Source organism: Thioalkalivibrio sp. AKL6, assembly GCF_000376905.1.
GTDB classification, from domain to species: domain Bacteria; phylum Pseudomonadota; class Gammaproteobacteria; order Ectothiorhodospirales; family Ectothiorhodospiraceae; genus Thioalkalivibrio; species Thioalkalivibrio versutus.
In genome coordinates this window covers 34,636-58,167 of sequence record NZ_AQXS01000011.1, presented here as the reverse complement: position 1 = coordinate 58,167, position 23,532 = coordinate 34,636, and the positions used below count along the sequence as shown (strand labels likewise).

Annotated in this window: 21 protein-coding genes; 15 read left to right on the top strand and 6 right to left on the bottom strand. The window is 67.4% G+C overall.

Features of this window, described 5'->3' with window-relative positions:
• Positions 1-96: 96 nt before the first annotated feature.
• Positions 97-1,536, top strand: coding sequence for a MinD/ParA family protein (locus D575_RS0110995; RefSeq protein WP_018145967.1), 1,440 nt, complete (start codon positions 97-99; stop codon positions 1,534-1,536).
• A 22-nt stretch (positions 1,537-1,558) separates the two neighbouring features.
• On the opposite strand, the gene D575_RS14205 is transcribed toward D575_RS0110995, so the two are convergent.
• Entirely contained in the window at positions 1,559-1,735 is a 177-nt protein-coding gene (locus D575_RS14205) for a PLDc N-terminal domain-containing protein (protein ID WP_018145966.1), read from the bottom strand.
• A gap of 174 nt (positions 1,736-1,909) precedes the next feature.
• Here D575_RS14205 and D575_RS0110985 point away from each other — a divergent pair, with 174 nt between their 5' ends.
• Positions 1,910-2,359: a YaiI/YqxD family protein gene (locus D575_RS0110985; protein ID WP_018145965.1), complete on the top strand. Its 450-nt coding sequence runs from the start codon at positions 1,910-1,912 to the stop codon at positions 2,357-2,359.
• Between the two features lie 42 nt (positions 2,360-2,401).
• Here D575_RS0110985 and D575_RS14200 read toward each other — a convergent pair whose 3' ends face one another.
• The gene (locus tag D575_RS14200) at positions 2,402-2,608 is read right to left on the bottom strand and encodes a hypothetical protein (RefSeq protein ID WP_081612132.1); all 207 of its coding nucleotides are present in this window, start codon (positions 2,606-2,608) and stop codon (positions 2,402-2,404) included.
• A 295-nt stretch (positions 2,609-2,903) separates the two neighbouring features.
• Here D575_RS14200 and D575_RS0110975 point away from each other — a divergent pair, with 295 nt between their 5' ends.
• The 3 genes from D575_RS0110975 (at position 2,904) to D575_RS0110965 (ending at position 6,053) form a co-directional block, all read left to right on the top strand.
• Positions 2,904-3,218 (top strand): hypothetical protein, encoded by a 315-nt coding sequence (locus D575_RS0110975; RefSeq protein ID WP_369699427.1) that lies wholly within the window; start codon positions 2,904-2,906, stop codon positions 3,216-3,218.
• 53 nt (positions 3,219-3,271) lie between these two features.
• Positions 3,272-3,598, top strand: a complete 327-nt coding sequence (locus D575_RS0110970) for a non-heme iron oxygenase ferredoxin subunit (RefSeq protein ID WP_018145962.1) — start codon at positions 3,272-3,274, stop codon at positions 3,596-3,598.
• A gap of 466 nt (positions 3,599-4,064) precedes the next feature.
• Positions 4,065-6,053: a DUF1631 family protein gene (locus D575_RS0110965; protein WP_018145961.1), complete on the top strand. Its 1,989-nt coding sequence runs from the start codon at positions 4,065-4,067 to the stop codon at positions 6,051-6,053.
• Between the two features lie 265 nt (positions 6,054-6,318).
• Here the strand turns inward: D575_RS0110965 and cysZ are convergent, their stop codons facing one another.
• From cysZ to queF, 4 genes are all read right to left on the bottom strand, one after another.
• On the bottom strand, positions 6,319-7,047 hold the full coding sequence (gene cysZ, locus D575_RS0110960; protein ID WP_018145960.1) for a sulfate transporter CysZ: 729 nt from the start codon (positions 7,045-7,047) through the stop codon (positions 6,319-6,321).
• Between the two features lie 10 nt (positions 7,048-7,057).
• Positions 7,058-7,267, bottom strand: coding sequence for a DUF3185 family protein (locus D575_RS0110955; RefSeq protein ID WP_018145959.1), 210 nt, complete (start codon positions 7,265-7,267; stop codon positions 7,058-7,060).
• Positions 7,268-7,596: 329 nt separating this feature from the next.
• Complete coding sequence (locus D575_RS0110950) at positions 7,597-8,892, bottom strand: FGGY-family carbohydrate kinase (protein WP_018145958.1); 1,296 nt, start codon at positions 8,890-8,892, stop codon at positions 7,597-7,599.
• 11 nt (positions 8,893-8,903) lie between these two features.
• Positions 8,904-9,326, bottom strand: coding sequence for a preQ(1) synthase (gene queF, locus D575_RS0110945; RefSeq protein ID WP_018145957.1), 423 nt, complete (start codon positions 9,324-9,326; stop codon positions 8,904-8,906).
• A gap of 217 nt (positions 9,327-9,543) precedes the next feature.
• On the opposite strand from queF, the gene smc reads away from it, so the two are divergent.
• From smc to D575_RS0110895, 10 genes are all read left to right on the top strand, one after another.
• Positions 9,544-13,038: a chromosome segregation protein SMC gene (gene smc / locus D575_RS0110940; protein WP_018145956.1), complete on the top strand. Its 3,495-nt coding sequence runs from the start codon at positions 9,544-9,546 to the stop codon at positions 13,036-13,038.
• 39 nt (positions 13,039-13,077) lie between these two features.
• On the top strand, positions 13,078-14,295 hold the full coding sequence (locus tag D575_RS0110935; protein WP_018145955.1) for a cell division protein ZipA C-terminal FtsZ-binding domain-containing protein: 1,218 nt from the start codon (positions 13,078-13,080) through the stop codon (positions 14,293-14,295).
• On the top strand, positions 14,292-16,382 hold the full coding sequence (gene ligA / locus D575_RS0110930; protein WP_018145954.1) for an NAD-dependent DNA ligase LigA: 2,091 nt from the start codon (positions 14,292-14,294) through the stop codon (positions 16,380-16,382). The genes D575_RS0110935 and ligA overlap by 4 nt, the downstream gene beginning before the upstream one ends.
• Positions 16,383-16,537: 155 nt before the next feature.
• Positions 16,538-16,993 carry a transposase gene (locus D575_RS0110925; protein ID WP_018145953.1) on the top strand — a complete coding sequence of 152 codons (456 nt, stop codon included), beginning with the start codon at positions 16,538-16,540 and terminating at the stop codon, positions 16,991-16,993.
• Between the two features lie 310 nt (positions 16,994-17,303).
• The gene (locus D575_RS0110920) at positions 17,304-19,205 is read left to right on the top strand and encodes a nucleoside-diphosphate sugar epimerase/dehydratase (protein ID WP_018145952.1); all 1,902 of its coding nucleotides are present in this window, start codon (positions 17,304-17,306) and stop codon (positions 19,203-19,205) included.
• A gap of 214 nt (positions 19,206-19,419) precedes the next feature.
• Entirely contained in the window at positions 19,420-20,586 is a 1,167-nt protein-coding gene (locus D575_RS0110915; protein WP_018145951.1) for a nucleotide sugar dehydrogenase, read from the top strand.
• A 361-nt stretch (positions 20,587-20,947) separates the two neighbouring features.
• A complete protein-coding gene (locus tag D575_RS0110910; protein ID WP_018145950.1) occupies positions 20,948-21,307 on the top strand; it encodes a MarR family EPS-associated transcriptional regulator in 360 nt (119 codons plus the stop codon).
• Positions 21,308-21,588: 281 nt separating this feature from the next.
• Entirely contained in the window at positions 21,589-22,530 is a 942-nt protein-coding gene (locus tag D575_RS0110905; protein WP_018145949.1) for an IS110 family transposase, read from the top strand.
• 339 nt (positions 22,531-22,869) lie between these two features.
• The gene (locus D575_RS0110900) at positions 22,870-23,094 is read left to right on the top strand and encodes a DUF6290 family protein (protein WP_018145948.1); all 225 of its coding nucleotides are present in this window, start codon (positions 22,870-22,872) and stop codon (positions 23,092-23,094) included.
• Positions 23,078-23,356: a type II toxin-antitoxin system RelE/ParE family toxin gene (locus D575_RS0110895; protein WP_018145947.1), complete on the top strand. Its 279-nt coding sequence runs from the start codon at positions 23,078-23,080 to the stop codon at positions 23,354-23,356. The genes D575_RS0110900 and D575_RS0110895 overlap by 17 nt, the downstream gene beginning before the upstream one ends.
• Positions 23,357-23,532: the final 176 nt, after the last annotated feature.

The following is a 23,532-nucleotide window of genomic DNA, read 5'->3' as shown; positions in this document are numbered from 1 at the left end:
GAGTGGTATTGCCCCGCGCCACCGAATGGGGTAGACCGACCGTGAGTTCGCCGTCATTCTTTCCCCATGCCGATGAGTGCCATGCAGGAAGCCGCGATGTCCCGTCACAGCGCCTTGACGGATACCCGTTCCGGGGTCGCCACGCGCCCGCGGGTCCTCGTCGTGGCCAGCGGCAAGGGCGGGGTGGGCAAGTCCAGCATTGCGGTGAACCTGGGGATCACGCTGGCGCGGCGCGGGCGGCGGGTCGGCATCCTGGATGGGGATACCGGCCTCGCCAACGTGAACATCCTGCTGGGGTTGCGCCCGCAACAGGGCCTGGCGGAGGTCCTGGCGGGCGAATGTGGAATCCGCGATATCCTGCTGGAAGGGCCGCACGGCCTGAAGATCATCCCCGGCGCCAGTGGTATTCGCGAATATGCGGAGCTCTCCGGGGCGCATCAGCAGCGGCTGGTGGAGGAACTGGCGAACATCGAGGCGGATTTCGACGACCTGCTGCTGGATACCGCCGCGGGCATCGGTGATACCACGCTCGATTTCCTCGCGGCCGGGCACCAGGTCCTGCTGGTGCTGACGCCGGAACCGACCTCGCTGACCGATGCGTTCTCCCTGCTCAAGCTGGCGTTGCGGCGTCAGGCCCTGGACGTCCGCGTGATCGTGAACATGGTGGCGGATGTCGCCGAGGCCCGCAGCGTCTTCCAGCGGTTTTCCAATGCCGTCGAGAAATACCTGCATACCCGGGTCGAATTTCTCGGCTTCGTCCAGCGCGACGAAAGCCTCCGCTCGGCCGTCACACTGCAGCACCCGGTCGCCCTGTTCGCCGAGAATGACCCCTCGGCGCGTCCGTTCCAGCGCCTGGCGAATGCCCTGGAAGACAGCCTTCCGCATGAAGACGCGCCAGCATTCAGCCTTTTCTGGTGGCGTCGTCTGCAGCTGGAGAGTCCGGCTGCGCATACGCCGTTGGAGGATGCCCGTCCACAAGCCCCGGCGCTCGCTACGGAGCCGCCCCCGGTCGACCATGCTTCGGAAGCCTCGGACGGCTTGGGCAGCGAAGAGGGTGTGCTCGGGCGCTTGCGCGCGGCGTTCGACGTGGCCCTGGAGGCCTCCGAGCCCGAGGCCCTGGCGGTTGAATTGGACGCCATGCACGAAAAGTACCGGGCGCGAACGGGCTGCGCTGCGATCGATCTGATGGCACTGATGGACGCGCTACAGGCGGATCCGGAGGGCCATGCCGGGTTGCTGGGCCGTTTGCGTGCGCGGCTTGCGCCCGCGATGGACGAACCCAGGGACGTAGCGGCTCCGGCGACCGTGCAAGCCGAGGACGGTCGACGACCCGGGGCTGACCGTCCTCCGCCCGATTTCGGCTGGAAGGGTCGGGACGAGTCGGCCGTCAGGCCCGCTCGGGCGGGCTCCGCGTCTCGTGTGCAGGCAACCGCCTACGACGCAGCCCGTTTTGGTCCCCAGGAGGCGCTACTCGAGCGACTGCGTCAGGGGGGCGATGACGCGCCGACCCTTGCGGAGTTCCTGCGCCGGATGTGAGCGCCCGGTGCCTGGGTGCGGCCTACTTGGGCCCGAGCAGCAACCAGGCGATCAGACCGACCAGGGGAAGAAACAGCAGGATCAGGATCCACAGTACTTTCACTATGGGGGTCGCGGGGCTTTGTGCGGTCCGCACGATTGCCCAGATCACGATCAGCAGCCAGATCAGGCCCAGAATGCCGGTGACTTCAATGCCCATGTAATGCTCCTTGCGAGGCTTGGCCCGGAAAGGCCAAGCCTGTCGGTTGACGTCTCCCAAGCTGATAGCACGTGTACCGCCCCGGCGCCAATCCGAACGGTGAGGAAATGTGCCGGGCGCCGCAAACGACTACCCTGCGGCCCGATCATCAGCGAGCTTTCAGGAAGGAGAACCATGAAGATCTGGGTCGACGCGGATGCCTGCCCCGCGGTCATCAAGGAGATTTTGTTTCGTGCGGCGAAGCGGACGGGGGTTCCGGTCACGCTGGTGGCCAATCAGCCGATGCGCACGCCGCCGTCGAAGCTGATCGACTCGATCCAGGTCGGCGCCGGGTTCGACGTGGCCGACAACGAGATTGTCCGGCGCCTTGGCGCCGGGGACCTGGTCATCACCGCGGACATCCCGCTGGCCGCGGATGTGATCGAGAACGGTGGGCAGGCGCTGAATCCCCGGGGCGAGCTCTATACTCCCGACAACATCCGCGAGCGCCTCAGCATGCGCGACTTCATGGACACGCTGCGCTCCAGTGGGGTCGAGACCGGCGGCCCGGCGGCGCTGGGCCCGCGCGACCGCCAGGCCTTCGGCAATGCCCTGGATCGCTGGCTTGCTCAGAACGTGAAATAGCGTCCTCGGTCTCCCTGAGGACAACCTATTGAGAGATCACACCTAGATGCGTAGCTGGCGGATCAGTTTCAGGGTTTCGTTGGCGAGCTGTACCCAGTCATCATCCTGCGCGGTACTCCGGGATTCCTGCGCAACGGTGATTGGATGGTCCCGGCCGGGGCTGACAGTCCCTTGTCGATATTCCTTCGGCGAGGATGGGGCGTTGTTCCAGGTCCGCGGGGCCTGGCGATGGTGGCGTGAAGCGTTCACTGGTGGGTCCGTCCTTGATCGCGGGTGGGTGTGCGATTTACCTGCCGAGGGTAACGGCGGCGATGCCATCAGCTTGAGCGCGCACCTCCGAACGAAAGCGCTCGTGAAGTTCGACGGGGCCGACGTCGCGCGAATGCATCCGGGTTTCCTTAGGCCCGTCATTCAGGGGTGAATGGGCGTGACATGGCGCAGTTTCGGTAGGCTGGAGCCGGATAAGCGTCGGCAGTCGCCGCGAGTGCAACTGGGAGAGAAGATCGTGCTGAAAGGGATCAATGCCGTGTGGCTGGGGCTGGCCATGACCGCCGTGCTGGTGGCTTGCGGGGGCGAGCGCGTATCGCCAGTGACCCTGGAACAGCTGGCTGCATCCGCGCCGGCCTTCAATGGCGAACTGGTGGAAACCGAGGGTGTCGTGAATCGTTTTGATGATCCGGAACACTACTGGCTGGAAGACGATGACATCAACCGCGTGGCGGTCAAGCCCGGTTCGGCGGTGCGCGATCACCTGGGCGAGAACCTGCGGGTGGTGGGGCGCTTCTCCTACCACCCGGAAGAGGGCCGGCGGATCGAGATCGATGCGGCCGCGACCGCAGCCCTGCGGGCGTCTCCCTGAACTGCCAGCGCAGGGGGGCGATATCGGGAATTTTCAGAAGCAAAGGAGTCGTGATGACGGAATGGATTGACGTAGCCCCGGTGGGGACCATCCAGGATGGCGATCATCGCCTGGTGGAGACAGCGGATACCGAGGTGGCGATCTTTAACCTGGGTGGTGAATATTTTGCCGTGGAGAACCTCTGTACTCACGAGGATGTGCCCATCGCGGATGGTGAGATCGGCGCCGATGACTGCATCACGTGTCCGATGCACGAAGCCCAGTTCTGCCTGCGAACCGGCGAGGTGATGGCCGCGCCTGCCGAGGAACCACTGACCCGGTTCCCCGTGCGTGTCGAGGGCGAAATGGTTCAGGTGGGAAAGCAGCCGCTGGACGCTTAACGAGACGCGGATCGCGCGTTCGCGGTGGGGCCCCTGTTTTCCGAGACAAGGCGCAATGCGCAGCGCCGTAGTCACTCTCCGGCCAAGCGGCGCAACGCAGGATCGGGGAGCAGGGGGCGCCAACCCCTTGAGGGACCGGCCGCCCGTGCTTGGTGGCAATGGGCCCGCTGACCGCGTTGCGGCTCCCTTATGTAGCACGGCTACACTTCGCTCACCGCGCCTTGTCATCGAGAAAAATGGACTCGAGCGCGAACGCTCGAATTGATCCGCATCTCCTTAACGAGCTCCCTGTCCGACGCGGAAACTGTGACGGATGCCCCACTTTGGCCGCGCCTGTACACTATAGGCGGGCTCACGTGGAACTCACGCGAGCCACCACGCGGCAATACGAGGACACCTCACCATGGCAGGCAGGGAGCATACAGACAGAGAAGCACGGGCCGCGGTCTGGTCGGGTCTGTCCGGTTTGTCGGATGCCCAGCGCCAGCAATTGGTGCGCGGGATCGTCCCGCGGGTGACCGATCACCTTGAGCGCTGTCTGGAATCCGTCGCGCAGGAGTGGTTCGCTGGCGGTGACGAGGCCGACAGCGCGGAGTGGGCGAACCAGCTCCAAGGCTATCAGTATGTGCTGCGTCGCCAGTTCGAGGAGGCCCTGGAGCGTGACTTTGTCTCCACAACCTACCCACCCGAGTACGAATTCTCCGGTTCCAGCTACGCCGATGACAACTCCGGCCTGCAAATCCTGGACGATTACCAGTCCACCCGACGCTCCCTGCGTCACAAGCTCGAAGGGCTGGTCCGTGAGCAGAACCGCTACTCCTGGTTCGTATTCCTCCAGGCCGCGCGCGAGGATCACCGCTTCGAGCACCCCGGCTGGGCGCCGTGGTCGCCGCTGAACTGGTACGAGCGTCTGATCGAGTCGGCCGAGGAACAGTTCGGCCGGACGGATATGACGCTGGGCCTGATGCGAGCCTATGTGCGTTGTCTGGGCCAGACGGCCGCACCGACCCTGGCCTTCGTGGTCGAGACAGTCGAGGCCTGCGGGCTGGTCAGAGAGCCGGTGTCCGAGGCCCCGGAGGGCGACTTGCCCGGAACGTCGCGGCGTGCGAGCTGGGCCCAGGCCACCCGGGAAGGGGGCCCCGCCTCGGCGTCGGAACCGGCCGCGGCGGAGGGCGGCGCACCTGGGGTCAGGGGAGCAGGGGGCGTTGCGGTTGCCGGCGCTGTGATGCCGGCCGCGGATGCCGGCCCGGCGGACTGGTTGCAGTGGGCGGCGGCGGCCGGCTGGGTGCCATCTGGCCATGGAGCTGTGGTGGGCGGGGGCGGCGGCCCGGCGACCGGCGCCGCCGTGGTGGCCGAAGCGATGGCGGAACCGCCGATCGAGAGCGTCATCGAGGGTGTCCTGGCCGGCGTGTTCGCCGAGGTGTCGCGCCACCTCGATTGCCATGCGGCGTTTCGCGCGATGATGCTGGATTTGCAACCGCTACTGGTGCGCGCGGTCAGCCGTGACCTCGACTTCTTCCACGACCCCAGGCACCCGTTGCGCGAATGGGTCGGCAGTCTGATCAATACGGGCGTGCGGATCAGCCCCGAGGTCAGCGCGGAAGACTCGGAGGTGGTCAGCCGCTACCTTGATGCGATGCGCCAGAGTATCGAACACTTGGGGAACGTGATCGATGATCTGGATCGCCCGGCGGCGCAGGCGTTGCGGGAGAACTGGGACGCGGCCGTGGCCGCGGAGGACGAATACTGGCGGGCACAGGCCGCCGCGCGCGCGGCGCCGATGTGTCAGAAAGAACGCGCGGCCCGTGCCCGGCGCACCCTGACGGTCTGCGTGCTGGAGACCGGGGCCGAGCTTCCGGAGCGCTCCGCCGAGCAGATCGCCGAGGCCTGGGAAGACCTGCTGGCGGTGGACGAGGCGGCCGTGCAGGTGCTGGACGCCGAGGTGCAGGACGTGGTGCGGGCCATCTGCAACCAGGCGACCCCGCAGGAAGCGAATCCGCTGGTGCAGCGGATCGTGGTGACCGCACGCGAGTTTGGCGCTGACGAGGCGCGCGTCAAGGCGGTCGTGCAGCACCTGGGCCAGGCCCATCTGCAGCGCATCCGGGCCTCCGCTGACGAGCCGCGTTTCGATCCCCAGGCGCGAATCCAGGCGCGGCGTGCCGTGCGCCTCGAGGATGACGACCCCGACCTGTTGACCGATCTCGACGATCCCTGGGTCTTCGATGCCAGCCGGATCCGCACCGGCGAGTGGTTCGAGATGGTCGACAAGGCGACCGGGCAGTTTCACCGCATGGGCCTGGTCTGGCGCGGTGAGGCGACCCGCGGCTACCTGTTCCTGTCGCTGGATCTGGGCGCCAGCCGGCGCCACTCCCTGCAGGGTGTGGCCCAGGAGCTGCGCGAGGGCCGCATGCGCCCGCTCCCCGACGACAACCCGCTGGATGCCCTGCTCGCCTGACCGGCGCCTTTGCGCCAAAGGTCAAAGCCATCTCTGGCACCACGAAGGTACGAAGAGGGATCAAGGGTGGGGGCACCCGAGAGGGTCCGGAGACGGCGAGGGAATCGGGGTGAGAGCGTTGGTGCCGAGTGCCGTACGGGCTTTTCACGACGACGCGCCTGGTATCGGGCTTGAGGCACCCCGGATTATGGTGGAGGTAGGGTGCGTTGAGCCCTGCCAAACGCACCGTTCGGGGACTTTCGCGTCCATCTGGAGTGTCCCGACGTTAGGCCCGGGGCAGGCGCACTCGCAGGTGGGTCGCGCCGATGACCGCGGCCGGTACCAGCAGCAGATTCACTAGCGGGACCATTGCCAGCAGCGTGGTCCCGGCGCCGAAGCTCAGGGTCTCCAGCCGGTGGGCGCGCACGGTCTTGCGGACCTCGGCGAATGCCAGGCCGTCGTTGGCCAGCGGCGCCTCCAGGAACTCCACGGCCAGCACCCAGCTCCCGAACGTGAACCAGGCGATCGGAGCCAGCAGGTTCAGGCCGGGAATGATCGTGATCAGGAGTACGGGGATAAAAAGCAGGCCGTAGTAGCCGGCCTTGCGCAGCGCGGTTACGGTCGCGTGGCCCATCTCGCCAAGGAACGAGCGCGCCGGCTGGCGGGGCTCGTGGCCCAGTCCGCGCGCGGTGCGGTAGGCCAGCGGCCCGGAGAACGGGCTGGCGATGATTGCCGCCAGCGCGACGGCGGAGACCCCAAAGGCCACCAGCAACGCCAGTGCGAACAGGGGCCACAGTAGCCAGGCGAGCCAGTCCCAGCCGCCGGGCAGCCAGGCCGCCAGAAGGGCCTCGAAGCCGAGCCCGGCGGCCGTCGCGAGCCCGATTACGACCAGGATGTTGATGATCAACGGGCCGATCACCAGACCGCGCAGGCCCGGGTCGAATACGCGCGCGAGCCCGCGAAACGGCGCGAGGAAGGCGAGCAGCGGCGTCAGGCGGAGGGTGCCGGCGGGCACGGATGTGCCCTTAGCGGCGTACCCCAAAGATCGCGAGTACGAGGCCCACGACGGACATGATCCCGCCGGCGATCAGGTACATGCGCGTGTCGTCCGTATAGCGCCCCATGAACTCCTGGTGCAGTTCCTCGCCCAGGCTTTCCGTGGCGTTGTAGCCCATCACCAGCAGGATGATGCCGCCCACCAGCAGTGCAATGCCGAGAATTCGCGTCCAGTGCATGTCGTATCCCCTTGTTGTTGGGTGCCTCCCCCGAATGTAGCACCGATCCGCTCCCTCGGCGTCATGGCAGTGCACATCATGGGACGGGTTTTGTAGGAACGGCCTGCCCGTGCCTTGTTCTGGCAAACAGCGCCGTAGGATGCGACGAGCGCAGCGAATCGCATCCTACGTTTGTTGTCCGAGTCCGGCTTTGTCGGGGGCTTCGCGGCCAAGGCCGTTCCCACAAGATCCCCCTCATGGAATTGGTGGCCCCCAGCCGGCATCGCGATCGGCTTGCAGGCGAAGCCCCGACCAAAGCGGGCGATTGCCGAGCCTCTCGGCCTGGCCGGTCAACCCGTGAAACCCGGCTCCAGCCCCACGCCGATGCGCGCGAGTCGGGCGGCGCCGCTGGCGGCATCGTCGTCCTCGGCAGTGGTCACCGGCAAACCCAGAATCCGGCTGCGGATGCGTGTCCACACGGGGTTCTGGGCGCCGCCACCCAGGGACACGACACGCTCCACGCGCGGGGCGCCCAGCTCGGACAGGCGCTCATAGCCGTCGTGCTCCACCCGGGCAACCCCCTCGAACAGCCCCTGCAGGAAACGCACGTCGTCCTCGGGGCGGGGCGTGAGGCGGGGCTTCAGCTCGGGGTCGTTGACCGGGAAGCGCTCGCCGGGGCAGGGCAGGGGGAGATAGTCGAGCCCGCTGTCGGTCTCGGGGTCGATCGCGGCGCTCAGCCGCTCCAGGGCCGCATCGTCGAACTGCTGGCGCAGTACCGCGCCGCCGCTGTTGGAGGCCCCACCCACTAGCCAGCGCCCCAGCAGCCGGTGGCTGTAGATCCCGAGTTCCGGGGCGTAGATCGGTTCCGGGGCCAGCTGCTTGATCACCAGCGTGGAGCCCAGGCTGGTCACGCCGGTGGTGTCGTCGACCACACCGGAGGCGAGGAACCCGGCGATGCTGTCGGTGGTGCCGGCGACCACCCGGCAGGCCGGGTTCAGATGCAGCGATTCCGCCATTTCCGGGTCCAGCGGGCCCAGTACCGTCCCGGCCGGGACCACCTCCGGCAGCAGCGCCGCGTCACTGCCCAGGGTCTCCTGCAGCCAGTTCGGCCAGCCGCCCCACAGCGCGTCGTAGCCGAGCTTCAGGGCGTTGTTCTCGTCCATGCGGTCGAAGCGCCCGCGCAGACGTCCGGTAACCCAGTCGGCCTGGTGCAGGACGCGGCGCACGCCGGAGAGCCCCTCGTGGCGCCGCAGCCACAACAGCTTGGCCGCCGACGAGCTGGGGCTGTGCACGGCGGAGTCCGCGGGCGCGACCCCGGCCAGCACCGACAGCATGTCGGTGGCCCGGGCATCGTTGTACATCAGGGCCGGATGGGTCGGGCGTCCGTCGGCATCCAGGCGCAGCAGGGTGGCGGAGGTGCCGTCCACCGCGATGGCGGCGGGCGCGCCGTGCAGATGCGCGGCCGCTTCGCGCAGCAGCTCGCGCACGATGGCCCACCACAGCGCGGGGTTCTGTTCCGCCCGCTGCTCGTCGCCCCCGACCGACGCCGGCAGTGCCCGGTGCGCGCTGTGGATGCGCGCGCCCTCCGGGTCCAGCAGCGCCAGCCGGATCCCGGAGGTGCCGAGGTCAATGCCGATGGCGTGCATGGCGGGCTCGGTCAGCCGTTCATGTCCAGCGGGCTGCGCGTCGGCGCCGGCAGGTGCACCGGCTCCGGGGGCGTCCAGCCGGGCTTGCGATGTTCCGCAACCACCGTGGTATAGACGCCGCCACGCACGTTGAAATACGAGGTCAGGCGCATGTAGCGCGGGTCGGTCGCCGCCACCAGATCCGCCAGGATGCGGTTGGTGACCGCCTCGTGGAATGCGCCCTCATCGCGGTAGGACCACATGTAGTTCTTCAGCGACTTCAGCTCCACGCACTTGCCGTCGGCAACGTACTGGATATGAATCTCGGCGAAGTCCGGCTGCCCGGTGGCGGGGCACAGGCAGGTGAACTCCGGGACGCGGATATAGATCGCGAAATCGTTCTCCGGCGCCGGGTTGTCGAAGGTTTCCAGGGTCTTGCTCGGCTGGCTGGGCATGGGTTTGTCGCGTCCTCGGTCGTTCCTGTGGGAGCGGGCCTGCCCGCGAAGCCCCCGCCAAAGCGGGAGGCAAGGAAGGCTTGGCGTGCAGGCGCGCCGCAGGGTTTTGTATGGTTTCGTGAAGCGGTTCGTTTGTCGAACGGGTAGTGGGTCACGGTAAAGGTCGAAGCGTGTACCATTCTAACCCCGACTTTCCTGACCGCGGATAGCGCCGAACGTGCGACTCGCCCGAATCAAGCTGGCCGGCTTCAAGTCGTTCGTGGACCCGACCACACTCGTCCTCCCCGGCAACCGGGTGGGCGTGGTCGGGCCGAACGGCTGTGGCAAGTCCAATACCATCGACGCCGTGCGCTGGGTCATGGGCGAGTCCTCGGCCAAGCACCTGCGCGGGGACTCCAGCGAGGACGTCATCTTTAACGGCTCCTCCAGCCGCAAGCCGGTGGGGCAGGCCTCCATTGAGCTGGTGTTCGACAACTCTGACGGCCGTCTGGGCGGCGAGTACAGCGGCTACGGCGAGATCGCGGTCAAGCGCGCGCTGACCCGCGACGGCCAGTCCAAGTACTTCCTCAACGGCCAGCGCGCGCGCAAGCGCGACGTGGTCGACCTGTTCCTCGGCACCGGTCTGGGCCCGCGCAGCTACGCCATCATCGAGCAGGGCATGATCGCGCGACTGATCGAGGCGCGCCCCGAAGAGCTGCGCGTCTACCTGGAGGAGGCGGCCGGCATCTCCAAGTACAAGGAGCGCCGTCGCGAGACCGAGAACCGCGTGCGCCACACCCGCGAGAATCTGGAACGCCTGGACGACGTGCGCGACGAGGTGTCCAAGCAGGCCGAGCGCCTGAACCGCCAGGCCGCCACCGCGGAACGCTACCAGGCGCTGGCCGCCGAGCGCCGGCGCAAGCGCGCCGAGGCGATCCTGCTGCGCCTGCAGGCCCAGGAGCAGGAGACGGAGGCCAGCCGTGCCCGCCTGAACGACGCCGAGACGGCGTTGGCTGCGAGCCAGGCCGAGGCACAAAAGGCGCAGACCGGCACCGAGCAGGCACGCCAGGAGCGGGTCGAGCTGGAGGCGACCACCACCCAGGCACAAAGCGCCTATTACGACCGCGCCGCCGAGGTCTCGCGCCTGGAGCAGTCCATCCGCCATGCGGAGGACGAACTGGCGCGCGAACAAGCCGAACTGCGCCAGCTGGAAAACCGCATCGAGGCCGCCGCCAGCGAACACCAGTCGGTGGAGGCGCGCATCGCCCAGGCGGAACAGGAGAGCACGCAGCGTCAGGAGGCCGCCACGACCGCCGAGGCCGAGCGCGAACGCCTGGAGGCTGCCGCCGAAGGTGCCGAAACCGAATACCAGAGCGCACGCGAGGCGCTGACCGAATGGGAGCGCTCGCTCGCCGAGCCGCGCCAGAACGCCCAGCTCGCGCGCTCGCGCATGGACAATGCCGAGCATCTGCTCAAGCGCGTCGCCCAGCGCCGGGAACGCGTGGAGGCTGAACGCGCGGCGCTGCCACAGACCCACCCGGGCACCGAGGCCGACCGCCTGGACGCGGAACTCACCGGGCTGCGCGAGCGCTTGCAGGGGCTGCAGGGCGATCGCGACCAGCAGCAGGCCGCGCTGGCCGATCTCGAACAGGCCCAGCGCGAGGAGCAGGACACCCTGCATGCCACCGAACGCGAGGCCCGCGAGGTCGCCGGGCGCTTGGCCGGGCTGGAGCACTTCGCCGGCGAGGACGACCCGAAGGAGACCCGCGCCCGCCGCGAGGCCTGGGCGCGCGAGCACGGTCTGGACCTGTCGCGCCCGCTGGTGCAGCAGCTGGAGGTGGCCGAGGGCTGGGATACCGCGGTGGAGATGGTGCTGGGCAGCTGGTTGGAGGCCGCCGTCACCGATCAGCCGGAGACCGCGCAGGATCTCCCCGAAGCGATGCTGCGCCTGGTCGGCACGGGCCTGTCGCACACGCCGGAGGTGCCGGCGGGGAGCCTGGCCGGGCAGGTACAGGGCTCCCCGGTCGTCACGGGCTGGCTCGCCTTGGTGCATTGCGCGGAGGACGCCGACGCGGCGCGGGCACGCCTGGCCACGCTGGCGCCGGGCGAGAGCGTCATCACGCCGGACGGCACCTGGCTGGGCCCGGGCTGGGTCGCTCATCGCACGCTGGAGGGTGGGGCCAGCGGTGCGGTGGCCCGGGTCCGCCTGGCGCGCGAGCTGCAGGAACGCCAGGAGGAACTGAGCACGCAGGTGAGCCGGCTGCAGGCCGCGCTGGAAGAACGCAACGAGACCATCGCGGCCACCCGCGCCCGGCGCGAGGCGCTGGACGGGCAGATCCGCGAACAAAAGGCGCAAATCGACGACCGCGAGCGGCGCGTCCAGCGCCTGCGCGACCAGGCGCGGCAGCTGGAGCAACAGCAGGAACGCATCGACCGCGAGGCGGGCGAGCTGGACGAGGAGGCCGCGCGCGCCCGCGAGCAGTTCGCCGCCGCGGAGGCCGAACGCAACGAGGCCCTGACCCGCATCGAGACCCTGGAGGCCGACCGCGCCGCTCTGGAGGCGCGGGTCGAGGCCGCGCGCACGGCCCAGACCGGAGCCCGCGACGCGGTGCGCGCGGCGCGCGACGCGGCCAACCAGGCGCGCATGGCCGAGCAGGAGGCGCGCCATCGCCTGGAGCGCGAACAGAACGAACGCGGGCGACTGGAGCGCCAGCGCGAGGACGACGCCCAGCGCCGGGAGCGCCTGGCGCAGGGGCTCAGCGACCGCCAGGGCCCGCTGGAGCAGTGGCGCGCGGACCTGCAGACCGCGGCGGAACAGCGTCAGGCCGCCGAGGCCCGCCTGACCCAGGCGCGGGCGGACCTGGAGGCCTGCGACGCGCGGCTGCGCGAGCTGGCGAGCACCAGCACCGAGCTGGGCAACCGGGTCGAGGCGCAGCGTTCCACCTGCGAGGAGCTGCGCCTGGACCTGCGCGAACGCTCGGTGCAGATCGAACAGCTCAAGACCCAGTTCCAGGAATCCGGCTTCGCCGCCGAGGCCCTGGCGCCCGAGCTACCGGAGGACGCGACCGTCCCCGCCTGGGAACAGGCGATCGGTGAACTGGATCGCAAGATCGAGAAGCTCGGGCCGATCAACCTGGCGGCGATTGACGAGGCGCGCAGCCTGGAGGAGCGCTCGCGCTACCTGGAGGAGCAGCACGCGGACCTGATCGAGGCGCTGGAGACCCTGGAGGCGGCGATGCACCGCATCGATCGCGAGACCCGGGCCCTGTTCAAGCAGACCTTCGACCAGGTGAATGCCGGGCTCGGGCACAAGTTCCAGCGCCTGTTCGGGGGCGGCGAGGCGCGCCTGGAGATGACCGGCGATGACCTCCTGGATACCGGCGTCACCATCATGGCGCGCCCGCCGGGCAAGCGCCTGTCGACCATCCACCTGATGTCCGGCGGCGAGAAGGCGCTCACCGCCTCGGCCCTGGTGTTCGCGATCTTCGAGCTGAACCCTGCGCCCTTCTGCATGCTGGACGAGGTGGACGCCCCACTGGACGAGGCCAACGTCGGCCGCTTCTGTGACCTGCTGCGCGAGATGTCGGAGCAGATCCAGTTCATCTTCATTACTCACAACAAGGCAACGATGGCCATGGCGGAACAGCTGATCGGCGTTACCATGCACGAGCCGGGCGTGTCGCGCCTGGTTAGCGTGGATATCGACGAGGCTGTGGAACTGGCCGAGGCCTGACCGTCGGTACCGGGATCAACGAGGTTTTTTGTGGATTGGATGCGTATCAGCCTGGTCATTTTGGGGATTGTCCTGATCGCGGGGATCTGGGCCGCCCATCGTCTGCGCGCGCGGGCGCAGCAGCGCGATATGGAGGACGATGCCGCGGACTGGGGCGACGAGGCCGTACATATCCGTGCCAGTGACGAGCCGGGCGACAAGCGCTGGTACGAGCCGGCCGAGCCCGGGGACTCCGCTGAACCGGAGGCCGGCTGGGGCGATCCGCTCGATACCGGCCGCAGCGTTCGCACCGGCGGCGCGCGCGAACCCGCGTTCGACGAGCCGCGCATCCCCGGCGCGGCGCGCGAGGAGCGCCACGAGCCACACCTCGGCGTGACCGCCAATGACGACGAGCCGGATCTGGAATCGGACTACGGCCGGCGGGGTGAGCGCGCCCAGGACATCTACGGCGTGCTGGACAGCGACGACGAGCCCACGCCGCCCCCGCCGCACGGGGCATTCGAACCGTCGCCCGAGGATCGCCCGGCCCGTGCCCGGCGCAAGGGTTCGGCCAGCGCCCCGGTCGAGCGGGCCCGCGAGGCGTTCGGGGGGCTGGGTGCACGGCTGCGCTCCGGCATGGATCGCCTGCGTCCGGGCAAGCTCAAGCCAACGCGCGCCGATGACACCCTGGGCGAGCATCTGGATCCGGACCACGAGATGAACCCGGATCTGATCGAGCAACCGGCGCCGGATATGGACACGCTGGGCGAATACGTGTCCGAGCCGCGCGTGGTGGGGCGCAATCCGAGGGCCGACCGCCACCCGGCGGAGGAGAAGATCCTGGTGCTCCATGTGGTCGCGCCGCGCAACAAGCCGTTTACCGGCGTTGCCCTGGGTGCGGCGATGCAGCGCGCCGGAATGACCCCCGGCGAGATGGATATCTACCATTTCTTTGAACCGGAGACGGATGCCGGCGTGCCGCTGTTTTCCGCCGCCAACATGGTCCCGCCCGGCACCCTGCGCGAGGAAGACCTGGCGGACATGATGACGCCCGGTGTCACGCTGTTTACCCAGGTGCATCGTAGCGCCGAGCCACAGCGCGCCTTCGAGGCGTTGCTGGAGCATGCCCACGTGCTGGCGCGCGATCTCGGTGGCAGCATCCTGGATGCCCAGCAGTCCACCGCGACCAACCAGACGCTGGCCTACATGCGCGAGGACCTGAGCGACTGGCTGCGTCGCCACCGCCCGGATGTGCTGCGCCGGCGGAGTACGCGGTGAGCCGGTCGGGTTCGCCTGCCTCGCAGGCTGGCTCGACGGATTCTCCGAAGACGCGCATCGACGCGCTGCGCCGCCAGATCGAGCATCACAACTACCGCTACTACGTGCTCGATGACCCCGAGATCTCGGACGCCGAGTTCGACGCCCTGATGCGCGAGCTGGAGCAACTGGAGGCGGACCACCCGGAGTTTGTCACCCCCAATTCGCCCACCCAGCGCGTGGGCGCCACCCCGGCCGAGGGCTTTGCCACGGTCCGGCATCGCCTGCCAATGCTGTCGCTCGCCAACGGCTTCGAGGCGGACGCGATCCGCGACTTCGACCGCCGCGTGCGCGAGCGTCTGGCGAAACAGACTGGCGACCCTGCGCGCGGCGAGGGCGCCGTCACCTACATGGCCGAGCCCAAGCTGGACGGCCTCGCCATCAGCCTGATCTACGAGGATGGCCGCCTGGTGCAGGCCGCCACCCGCGGCGACGGCGAGACCGGCGAGGACGTAACCGCGAACGTGCGCACCGTGCGGCCGATCCCGCTGCATCTGGGCGACCGCTTCACCGACGATGCCCCGCGGGTGCTGGAGGTGCGTGGCGAGGTCTTCATGCGCCGGGCCGATTTCGAGCGCCTGAACGCCGGGCTGGAGGCCGACGGCCTGCGCGGGTTCATGAACCCGCGCAATGCCGCTGCCGGCAGCCTGCGCCAGCTGGACTCGAAGGTGACCGCGCGCCGCCCGCTCAGCTTCTTTGCCTACTCGGTGGGCTTCGTCGAGGGCGGGACGCTGCCGGACACCCAGTCCGGCACCCTGGACTGGCTGCAGCGCCTGGGCTTCCCGGCCTGCCCGGAGCGCGAGGTGCTGGAGGGCGTCGAGGCTTGCCTCGACTACTACGAGCGCCTGGCCGCCCGCCGCACGGGGCTGGATTACGAGATCGACGGGATCGTGTACAAGGTGGATGCCCTGGTCGATCAGCAGCAGCTCGGCTTCGTCTCGCGCGCGCCGCGCTGGGCCATCGCCCACAAGTTCCCGGCGGAGGAGCGCACCACCACGCTGCGCAATGTCGAGTTCCGTGTCGGCCGCACCGGCGCGCTCACCCCGGTGGCGCGCCTGGAGCCGGTGCTGGTGGGTGGGGTGATGGTCAGCAACGCCACGCTGCACAACATGGACGAGATCGCGCGCAAGGACGTGCGCATCGGCGACCGCGTGATCGTGCGCCGCGCCGGCGACGTGATCCCCGAGGTGGTCGGCCGCGCCGGCGGCGAGCGCCCCGCGGACACCCGCGCCATCGAGATGCCCGCGGCCTGCCCGGAGTGCGACTCGCACATCGAGCGCACCGAAGGCGAGGTCGTCGCCCGCTGTACTGGCGGGCTGGTATGCCCGGCGCAGCGGCGCGAGGCCCTCAAGCACTTCGTCTCGCGCCGCGCGCTGGACATCGAGGGCTTCGGCGAAAAGATCATCGAGCAGCTGGCCGACGGCGGCATCGTGCAAAGCCCGGCGGATCTGTTCGCCCTGGATGCCGAACGCCTGGAGGCGCTGGAACGGGTCGGCCCCAAGCTTGCAGAGAACCTGGTCAACGCGCTGGAACAGGCGCGCGAGACTACGCTGGCGCGCTTCATCTTCGCGCTGGGCATCCGCGAGGTGGGGGAGGTCACCGCCCGCAACCTGGCCGAATACTACGGCGACCTCGACACGCTGATGCAGGCGGATGCCGAGGCGCTGCAGGAAGTCCCGGATGTCGGCCCCATCGTCGCCGAGCACATCGCCAACTTCTTCGCCGAGCCGCACAACCTCCAGGTGATCCGCGCCCTGCGCGAGGCCGGTGTGCACTGGCCCGACCCGCCCGCGCGTCCGGAAGCGGAGGAGGGCGATACAGTCCCGCTGGCAGGCAATACCTATGTCCTCACGGGCAGCTTCGACACCATGACCCGCGACGAGGCCAAGGCCGCCCTCGAGGCCCGCGGCGCCAAGATCACCGGCTCCGTCTCCAAAAAGACCACCGCCGTCATCGCCGGCGCCGACCCCGGCTCCAAGGTCACCAAGGCCGAATCCCTCGACATCCCCATCCTCGGCCCCGACGACCTCGCCCAACTCCTCGGCTGAGGCAATTTGGGCTGTCGCAATTTCACTGTGGGAGCGGGCCTCGCCCGCGAAACGCCTGCCGGTGTCGGGCTTGGGCGGGAGGCATTCGCGGGCAAGGCCCGCTCCCACAAAGCTCGTTCTGCAAGTAAGTGCTTCAACAAGTCAGGGAGGTTGGAATGCCACGGAAGGCACGAACGCACCGTCTGCGCCTCGGCCGTTTCAGCGAGCCGGGGCGGGTCTATCTGATCACCGCGGTCTGTGCTGATCGGCAAGCCTGGTTTTCGCAATTCGACCAGGGTCGCTGCGTCGTTCATGCGTTGCGCGATCTGGAAGGCGCGGCGTCGACGCTCTGTTTCGTGGTCATGCCTGACCATGTGCACTGGCTGATGCAGTTGGAAGGGGGTGACCTCTCCAGTACCGTGCAAAAGCTCAAGAGTCTCACTACCCGCCGGATTGGGCGACTGCGGAGGTGCACATGTCGAGTGTGGCAGAGCGGCTTCCACGACCGCGCATTGCGCCGGGAAGAGGATCTCCAGGCGGTCGCCCGCTATGTGGTGGCGAACCCGCTGCGGGCAGGGCAGGTCGGCAATCTCGGTGATTACCCCCTGTGGGATGCGGCCTGGCTGGAGTAAGGGGCTGGATGGAGTTTGGCGGGGGCTTCGCGGCCAGGGCCGCTCCCACAGTGAATGAGGCAGGGAGCGGGGATGGAGTCTGCTAGCGGCAGCGGCCCTGTGGGAGCGGGCCTGCCCGCGAAGCCCCTGCCAGCATGGAATGATGACAACCCCTTCAGCGATGAGTGCATTTTTATCACGGTTTGCTTATGCTCCGCTCGCCGCGATGGAGAGCGGCAGCGCCCGGCACGTACACTTGCTGTAGTGTAATTCAGGCAATTTTTGTGGACGGGAGAGTCGGGCGAGACATGCCGGAACGGTGTTGCAAATCATGCTGAGCCGGAGCCTGGAAAGGCTGCTCAAGCTGCCGCGCTCGACAAAGCGCTGGCTGATGGTGCTGGCGGATGTGGCCATGCTGCCGTTGGCGCTGTGGTCGGGCTTCGCGATCCGCCTCGCGGAGCCGTTCCCGACAATCATGCAGGAGACCTGGTGGCTGTTCCCTCTGGTGGTGCTGGTGGGCATACCAGTGTTCGCAAAGCTGGGTTTGTACCGGGCGGTAATCCGCTTCATGGGGTCCCGCACGATCTGGGCGGTGGGGTCCGGTGTGGCGGTCCTCGCTCTTGTTTTGTGGGCCGCCGTTGCGATCGGTCGCGTGGACAGCTTTCCGCGTTCCGTGCCGATCAACTTCGCGATCGTGGCCTTTATCTATGTCGGCGGCAGCCGGTTCCTGGTGCGCACGTGGTATCGCTCGATCATCGAGGCGGCCTCGGGTGCCGAGCCGGTGGTGGTATTCGGGGCGGGCGAGGCCGGAGTGCAGCTCCTGTCGGGCCTCAAGGCGGGCGGCCGCTTCCGCGTGGTCGCCTTCGTGGACGAGGATCGGAGCCTGCAGGGGAGTTCGATCGACGGGATTCCCGTCCATAGTCCGGATCGTCTGGAGCGGTTTGTGTCGCGTTTTCGGGTCAAGCGGATGCTCCTGGCCATCCCGTCCGCGACGCGCCAGGAACGCCGGCGCATTCTGGAACAGCTGGAACCGCTTCCGGTGTACGTCCAGACGGTCCCGTCGATGGAGGCCGTGGTCTCCGGGCATGCGAGTTTGGAGCAGCTGGAGGACGTCGACATCGCCGATCTCCTCGGTCGTGATGCCGTACCGCCGGACCCGGAGCTACTCACCTGCAGTGTGCGCGACCGCATCGTGATGGTTACCGGGGCGGGCGGCTCCATCGGTTCGGAATTGTGTCGGCGCATCATTCGTCTCGAACCGGCGACGCTGATCCTGTTCGAGCGCAACGAGTTTGCGTTGTACAGCATCGAACGCGAGTTGCAGGAAACCGCGGCGCAACTGGACCGGTGCCCAGCCATTCACGCGGTACTGGGCTCCGTCACCAATGCGCGGCGCGTGGCCTCCGTGTTGGCGGAACACGGCGTACAAACGCTGTACCACGCCGCGGCCTACAAGCATGTTCCGATCGTCGAGGCCAACCTGATCGAGGGCGTGCGTAACAATGTCTTCGGTACCGCCGTGCTCGCGGAGGCAGCGCTCAATGCCGGCGTGGACCGCTTTATCCTGATCTCCACCGACAAGGCCGTGCGCCCCACCAACGTCATGGGCGCCACCAAGCGCCTGGCCGAGATGGTCCTGCAGGATCGCGCCCGCGCGCAGGGCGGGACCATCTTCAGCATGGTGCGCTTCGGCAACGTGCTGGGTTCGTCCGGCTCCGTGGTGCCGCTATTCCACCAGCAAATCCGCGATGGCGGCCCGGTCACGGTGACCCATCCGGAGATCACGCGCTACTTCATGTCCATCCCCGAGGCGACCGAACTGGTGATCCAGGCCGGTGCCATGGCCGAGGGCGGCGAAGTCTACGTGCTCGACATGGGCGAGCCGGTCCGCATCGTGGATCTGGCGCGCCGCATGATCCACCTGCATGGGCGCCAGGTGAAGGAAGACGGCGTGCCCGAAGATGGTGTGGAGATCGTATTCACCGGCCTGCGTCCGGGCGAGAAGCTCTACGAGGAGCTGCTGATCGGCGACAACGTCCAGGCCACAGGCCATCCGCGGATCATGCGCGCACGCGAGGACTGCGTATCGGCGAAGGACCTGCACGCAGCCCTCAATCAGCTGGACCAGGCCGACCGCGACATGGACACCGAGCGGGCCTGCCGAACCATCCGCGCTGTAGTACACGAGTACGCCCCGGCCAATCACCCACCGCAGGAACGCGTTGCGGGGTAAGGCGGGCGTTAACCTTTCGTGCCCCCGATCGCATCATTGTTCATGGCGCCCCAGTATCCTTGGGCGCTGGGCAAACGTGCCAGCGCCCTTGCGCCCCTGTAGGAGCCCGCGCCGGACTTTGGCAGGGGCTTCGCCGCCAAGGCGGCTCCTACGGGTGGCAGGCGCGCGGCCAATGATTTTGGCTACACCGATTGCAACAGGAAGGAATCCAGGAATGAAAATCGCAGTCGCCGGGACCGGCTATGTCGGGCTTTCCAACGCCGTCCTGCTCGCGCAGTACCATGAGGTCGTCGCGCTCGACGTGGTGCCGGAGAAGGTCGAGCAGATCAACCGCAAGCACTCCCCGATCATCGATGTCGAGATCCAGGACTTCCTGGAAAACCATGCGCTGAACCTCAAGGCCACGCTGGACAAGCAGGAGGCCTATGCGGACGCGGACTTCGTGATCATCGCCACGCCGACGGACTACGACCCGCAGACCAACTACTTCAACACCTCTACGGTGGAGTCGGTCATCCGCGACGTGCTGGAGATTAATCCGCACGCAGTGATGGTCATCAAGTCCACCGTGCCGGTCGGCTACACGCGCGAGATCAAGGCGCAGCTGGAGACCGACAACATCCTGTTCTCGCCGGAATTCTTGCGCGAGGGCCGCGCGCTGTACGACAACCTGCACCCCTCCCGGATCATCGTCGGCGAGCAGTCCGACCGCGCCGAGACCTTCGCCCGGCTGCTGGCGGAAGGCGCGATGGACGACGATATCCCCATGGTCTTCACGCACTCGACCGAGGCCGAGGCGATCAAGCTGTTCGCCAATACCTACCTGGCCATGCGCGTGGCGTATTTCAACGAGCTGGACAGCTACGCCGAAGCCAACGGCCTGGATACGCGCCAGATCATCGAGGGCGTGTGCCTGGACCCGCGCATCGGTAGCCACTACAACAATCCCTCTTTTGGCTTTGGCGGCTATTGCCTGCCGAAAGACACCAAGCAGTTGCTGGCCAACTACGACGAGGTCCCGAACAACATCATCAAGGCCATTGTTGACGCGAACCGCACGCGCAAGGACTTTGTTTCCGACGCGATCATCAAGCGTCAGCCAAAGGTCGTCGGCATCTACCGCCTGGTGATGAAGAGCGGTTCCGACAACTTCCGCGCCTCCGCCATCCAGGGCGTGATGAAGCGCATCAAGGCCAAGGGCATCGAGGTCGTCGTCTACGAGCCGGAGCTCCCCGACGACGAGTTCTACCGCTCCCGCGTCATCCGCGACCTGGACGAGTTCAAGCGCGTGTCCGACGTCATCGTCGCCAACCGCATCACCGACGACATCCGCGACCAGACCGACAAGATCTACACCCGCGACCTCTTCAATAACGACTGATAGTCCGCCTCCCACCGCCCACCTGTAGGAGCCCAGCCTCTGGACGAACAGGCCTGTCCGACGTCGCAATCGCCGAGAGGCTCGGTTCCTACAGGCCCAGAGCCACCGCAGCGAAGCGAAGAGCCGGGATCTCCAGCGGTAGCATCGTCCCGATGGGGCCGCCAGAATCCAGTCCCTCGCGTTGCCCTTTCTTGCGCGCGCGTCCCATTGCCACGCGACCGGCCCATATGCTCTACTTTCGCCCTTCGTTCACCCCGTGAACGCACAGTCAGTAGCTTCCCCCCGGGCGGGCCCGCGAAAATCCGGGTACACCGTCCCGGCGGTAGCGTGCCCAAACGCCGCCCACCGGCTCGATAACCTATTGATTGAAGAAGACCTTCACCTGGAAGTGCTCCGCCTGCTGGAGCGCGAACCGGACATGAGCCAGCGCCAGCTCGCGCGGGCGCTGGGCCTGTCGGTGGGCAAGACGCACTACGCGCTCAGGGCCGTGCTCGACCGCGGCTGGGTCAAGGCGCAGAACTTCCGCCGCTCGGATAACCGCTCCGCCTACCTGTACAAGCTCACGCCAAGCGGCCTGCAGGAAAAGGCCCGCCTGGCGTACGGCCTGCTGCAGCGAAAACGCGCCGAGCACGAAGCCCTGATGACCGAAATCGAACAACTCCGGGCCGAGCTCCGGGACGCGAGGCCCGAGGCCGTAGCCCCGGAGCCCCGCAATCCGTAGGAGCCGCCTTGGCGGCGAAGCCCCTGCCAGAGTCGGACGCGGGCAGGGGCATTCGCCTGCGAGCAGGCTTGTATGTTTAACCCCGGCAGGCCTAGAAAGGGTCTGTCGGGGTGGAGGGACGAAGCTGGCATCTGGCCTGTGGCACAGACGGTAGGAGAGTTCGTCCCACCCCTCACCTTAAACGCCGATAAGGAATCGATCGGCTCGGGACCGACGATAGATGGCAAGCCAGCGTTCGGTGAGGCCCCGACAGACAACTCCAAGCTAGCTCGGGAGGTGTAATGATGGCAACGCATCGGATCGGGGTCGATGTCGGCAAGGCCGAGTTGTGGATCAGTATCGACGGTGAAACCGCACAGCCGTGTCCCAACGAGCTCCCGGCGATCCGCCGGTGGGTCCGTGGCCTGGAGGGGCCGGCCGACTTCGCCCTGGAAGCCACCAACGACTATCACCTGGCCCTGGCGCTGGAGGCTCATCATCAGGGCCACCGGGTGTATCTGGTCAATGGCTATCGCCTCAATCGCTACCGCGAGAGCATCGGTGGCCGGGCCAAGACCGATGCCGGGGATGCTCGGCTTCTGGTGCGTTATCTGCAACGCGAACAGGACGAACTGCGCCCCTGGACACCGCCGCCCGAGGGCTACCGGACCCTGCAAAAGCTGCTGCGCCGGCGTGCCACGCTGGTGCGGGCACGGGTCATGCTGGAGCAGAGTCTGCGAGGCGTACCCGAACTGCAGTCCAACCTGAAGCAGCTGCTTCAGGAGATCGGTCGGCTGGATGCCGTCCTGCAGCGTGTGCTGCGCGAGACGGTCGGTCGCGCCGGCTGGTCGGATCACGCCCGACGCTGCCAGCAGATCGAGGGCGTCGGACCGCTCACCGCGGCAGGCCTGACCATGGCGTTCCAGCGGGGGGCCTTCCGCAGCGGTGATGCGTTCGTCGCCTTCCTGGGGCTGGATGTCCGCATACGCGACTCCGGCACGAAACGGGGGCAGCGCAAACTCACCAAACAGGGCGATCCAGAGTTGCGACGGCTGCTCTATCTGGCCGCGATGCAGGCCAAGTCGAAAGCCACCTGGAGCGACTACTACCAGCGCTGCCTGGACCGTGGCCTGGCGACGACCCAGGCCCTGAACGCCTTGGCTCGAAAGCTGGCCCGCGTCGCCTTCGCCCTGATGAAAAATCAGACCGATTACCAACCTAAGATCCCTTGTGGAGAGACATAGAATCTCCTACGGGGCGCGGCTCAGCGTCACGCCAACCGTCATCTGTGCGGACCACCCGTCCCCACCGTCATCCCGGCCGCGGCGAAGCGGAGAGCCGGGATCTTCAGCGGTTGGGGCACCGTCCGCGTTGGAGATCCCGGATAACCGCTTCGCGGTTTCCTGGATGACAAGCCTGAGGATTTCGCGGTTTCCGGGATGACGAACGGTAGGGGCATCGTGGGGACCCGAGGAGAGGGGGCATTGCGGGTGCCGTTGGGATCATGTCGGTGTGACACCTGCCGAACTTGGGCAGCCCCGCGCCGTGCTATACTTGTATAGCAATTTCTCGGAGGTATCCCCATGCTGGCTTTGCGTCTACCTGAAGATGTGGAAGAACGCCTGGCTGCCTTGGCCAAGGCCACAGGCCGTAGCAAGAGCTACTATGCGCGTGAGGCGATCGTTCAGCATCTGGAAGACCTTGAAGACATCTACCTGGCCGAACAACGCCTGATTGACCACCGCAAGGGAAGCGGCGAGACGGTCTCCATGGATGAAATGAGACGTCGACTTGAGCTGGACGATTGAGTTCGACAAACGCGTGGAAAAGGATTTCCGCGCGCTGGACAAGCAGGCCGCCAGGCGGATTCTGGAATACCTGAACGAGCGGATCGCGCCCCTTGACGACCCACGCAGGCCGGGTAAACCGCTTACTGGAGAACTGGGCGAATACTGGCGCTATCGCGTTGGTCCGTACCGTGTCATCGCGTCGATTGAGGATGAGCGGTTCCGGGTGCTGGTCATCCGCGTGGCTCATCGCAATACGGTCTATCGCCAGGGGAAGGTATAAGCCCCGCATAACCACGGATTCTGCCCTGTAAGAGCCCAGCCCTCTGGGCGATAGGGCCCAACCAATGCCCCAATCGCCGAGAAGCTCGGCTCCTACAGGTCCAGGGCCACCTTGCGTAGAACGGTTATGCCGGCCGAAGCGAAGGGAAGGGCCGGGATCCGGGGGTGCGGTCGCAC

Coding starts and splice junctions, on each gene's coding strand:
- D575_RS0110995 (WP_018145967.1), top strand. CDS start 97: ATGTCCCGTCACAGCGCCTTGACGGATACCCGTTCCGGGGTCGCCACG.
- D575_RS14205 (WP_018145966.1), bottom strand. CDS start 1,735: ATGGGCATTGAAGTCACCGGCATTCTGGGCCTGATCTGGCTGCTGATC.
- D575_RS0110985 (WP_018145965.1), top strand. CDS start 1,910: ATGAAGATCTGGGTCGACGCGGATGCCTGCCCCGCGGTCATCAAGGAG.
- D575_RS0110975 (WP_369699427.1), top strand. CDS start 2,904: ATGACCGCCGTGCTGGTGGCTTGCGGGGGCGAGCGCGTATCGCCAGTG.
- D575_RS0110970 (WP_018145962.1), top strand. CDS start 3,272: ATGACGGAATGGATTGACGTAGCCCCGGTGGGGACCATCCAGGATGGC.
- D575_RS0110955 (WP_018145959.1), bottom strand. CDS start 7,267: ATGCACTGGACGCGAATTCTCGGCATTGCACTGCTGGTGGGCGGCATC.
- D575_RS0110950 (WP_018145958.1), bottom strand. CDS start 8,892: ATGCACGCCATCGGCATTGACCTCGGCACCTCCGGGATCCGGCTGGCG.
- queF (WP_018145957.1), bottom strand. CDS start 9,326: ATGCCCAGCCAGCCGAGCAAGACCCTGGAAACCTTCGACAACCCGGCG.
- D575_RS0110935 (WP_018145955.1), top strand. CDS start 13,078: ATGCGTATCAGCCTGGTCATTTTGGGGATTGTCCTGATCGCGGGGATC.
- D575_RS0110925 (WP_018145953.1), top strand. CDS start 16,538: ATGCCACGGAAGGCACGAACGCACCGTCTGCGCCTCGGCCGTTTCAGC.
- D575_RS0110920 (WP_018145952.1), top strand. CDS start 17,304: ATGCTGAGCCGGAGCCTGGAAAGGCTGCTCAAGCTGCCGCGCTCGACA.
- D575_RS0110915 (WP_018145951.1), top strand. CDS start 19,420: ATGAAAATCGCAGTCGCCGGGACCGGCTATGTCGGGCTTTCCAACGCC.
- D575_RS0110905 (WP_018145949.1), top strand. CDS start 21,589: ATGATGGCAACGCATCGGATCGGGGTCGATGTCGGCAAGGCCGAGTTG.
- D575_RS0110900 (WP_018145948.1), top strand. CDS start 22,870: ATGCTGGCTTTGCGTCTACCTGAAGATGTGGAAGAACGCCTGGCTGCC.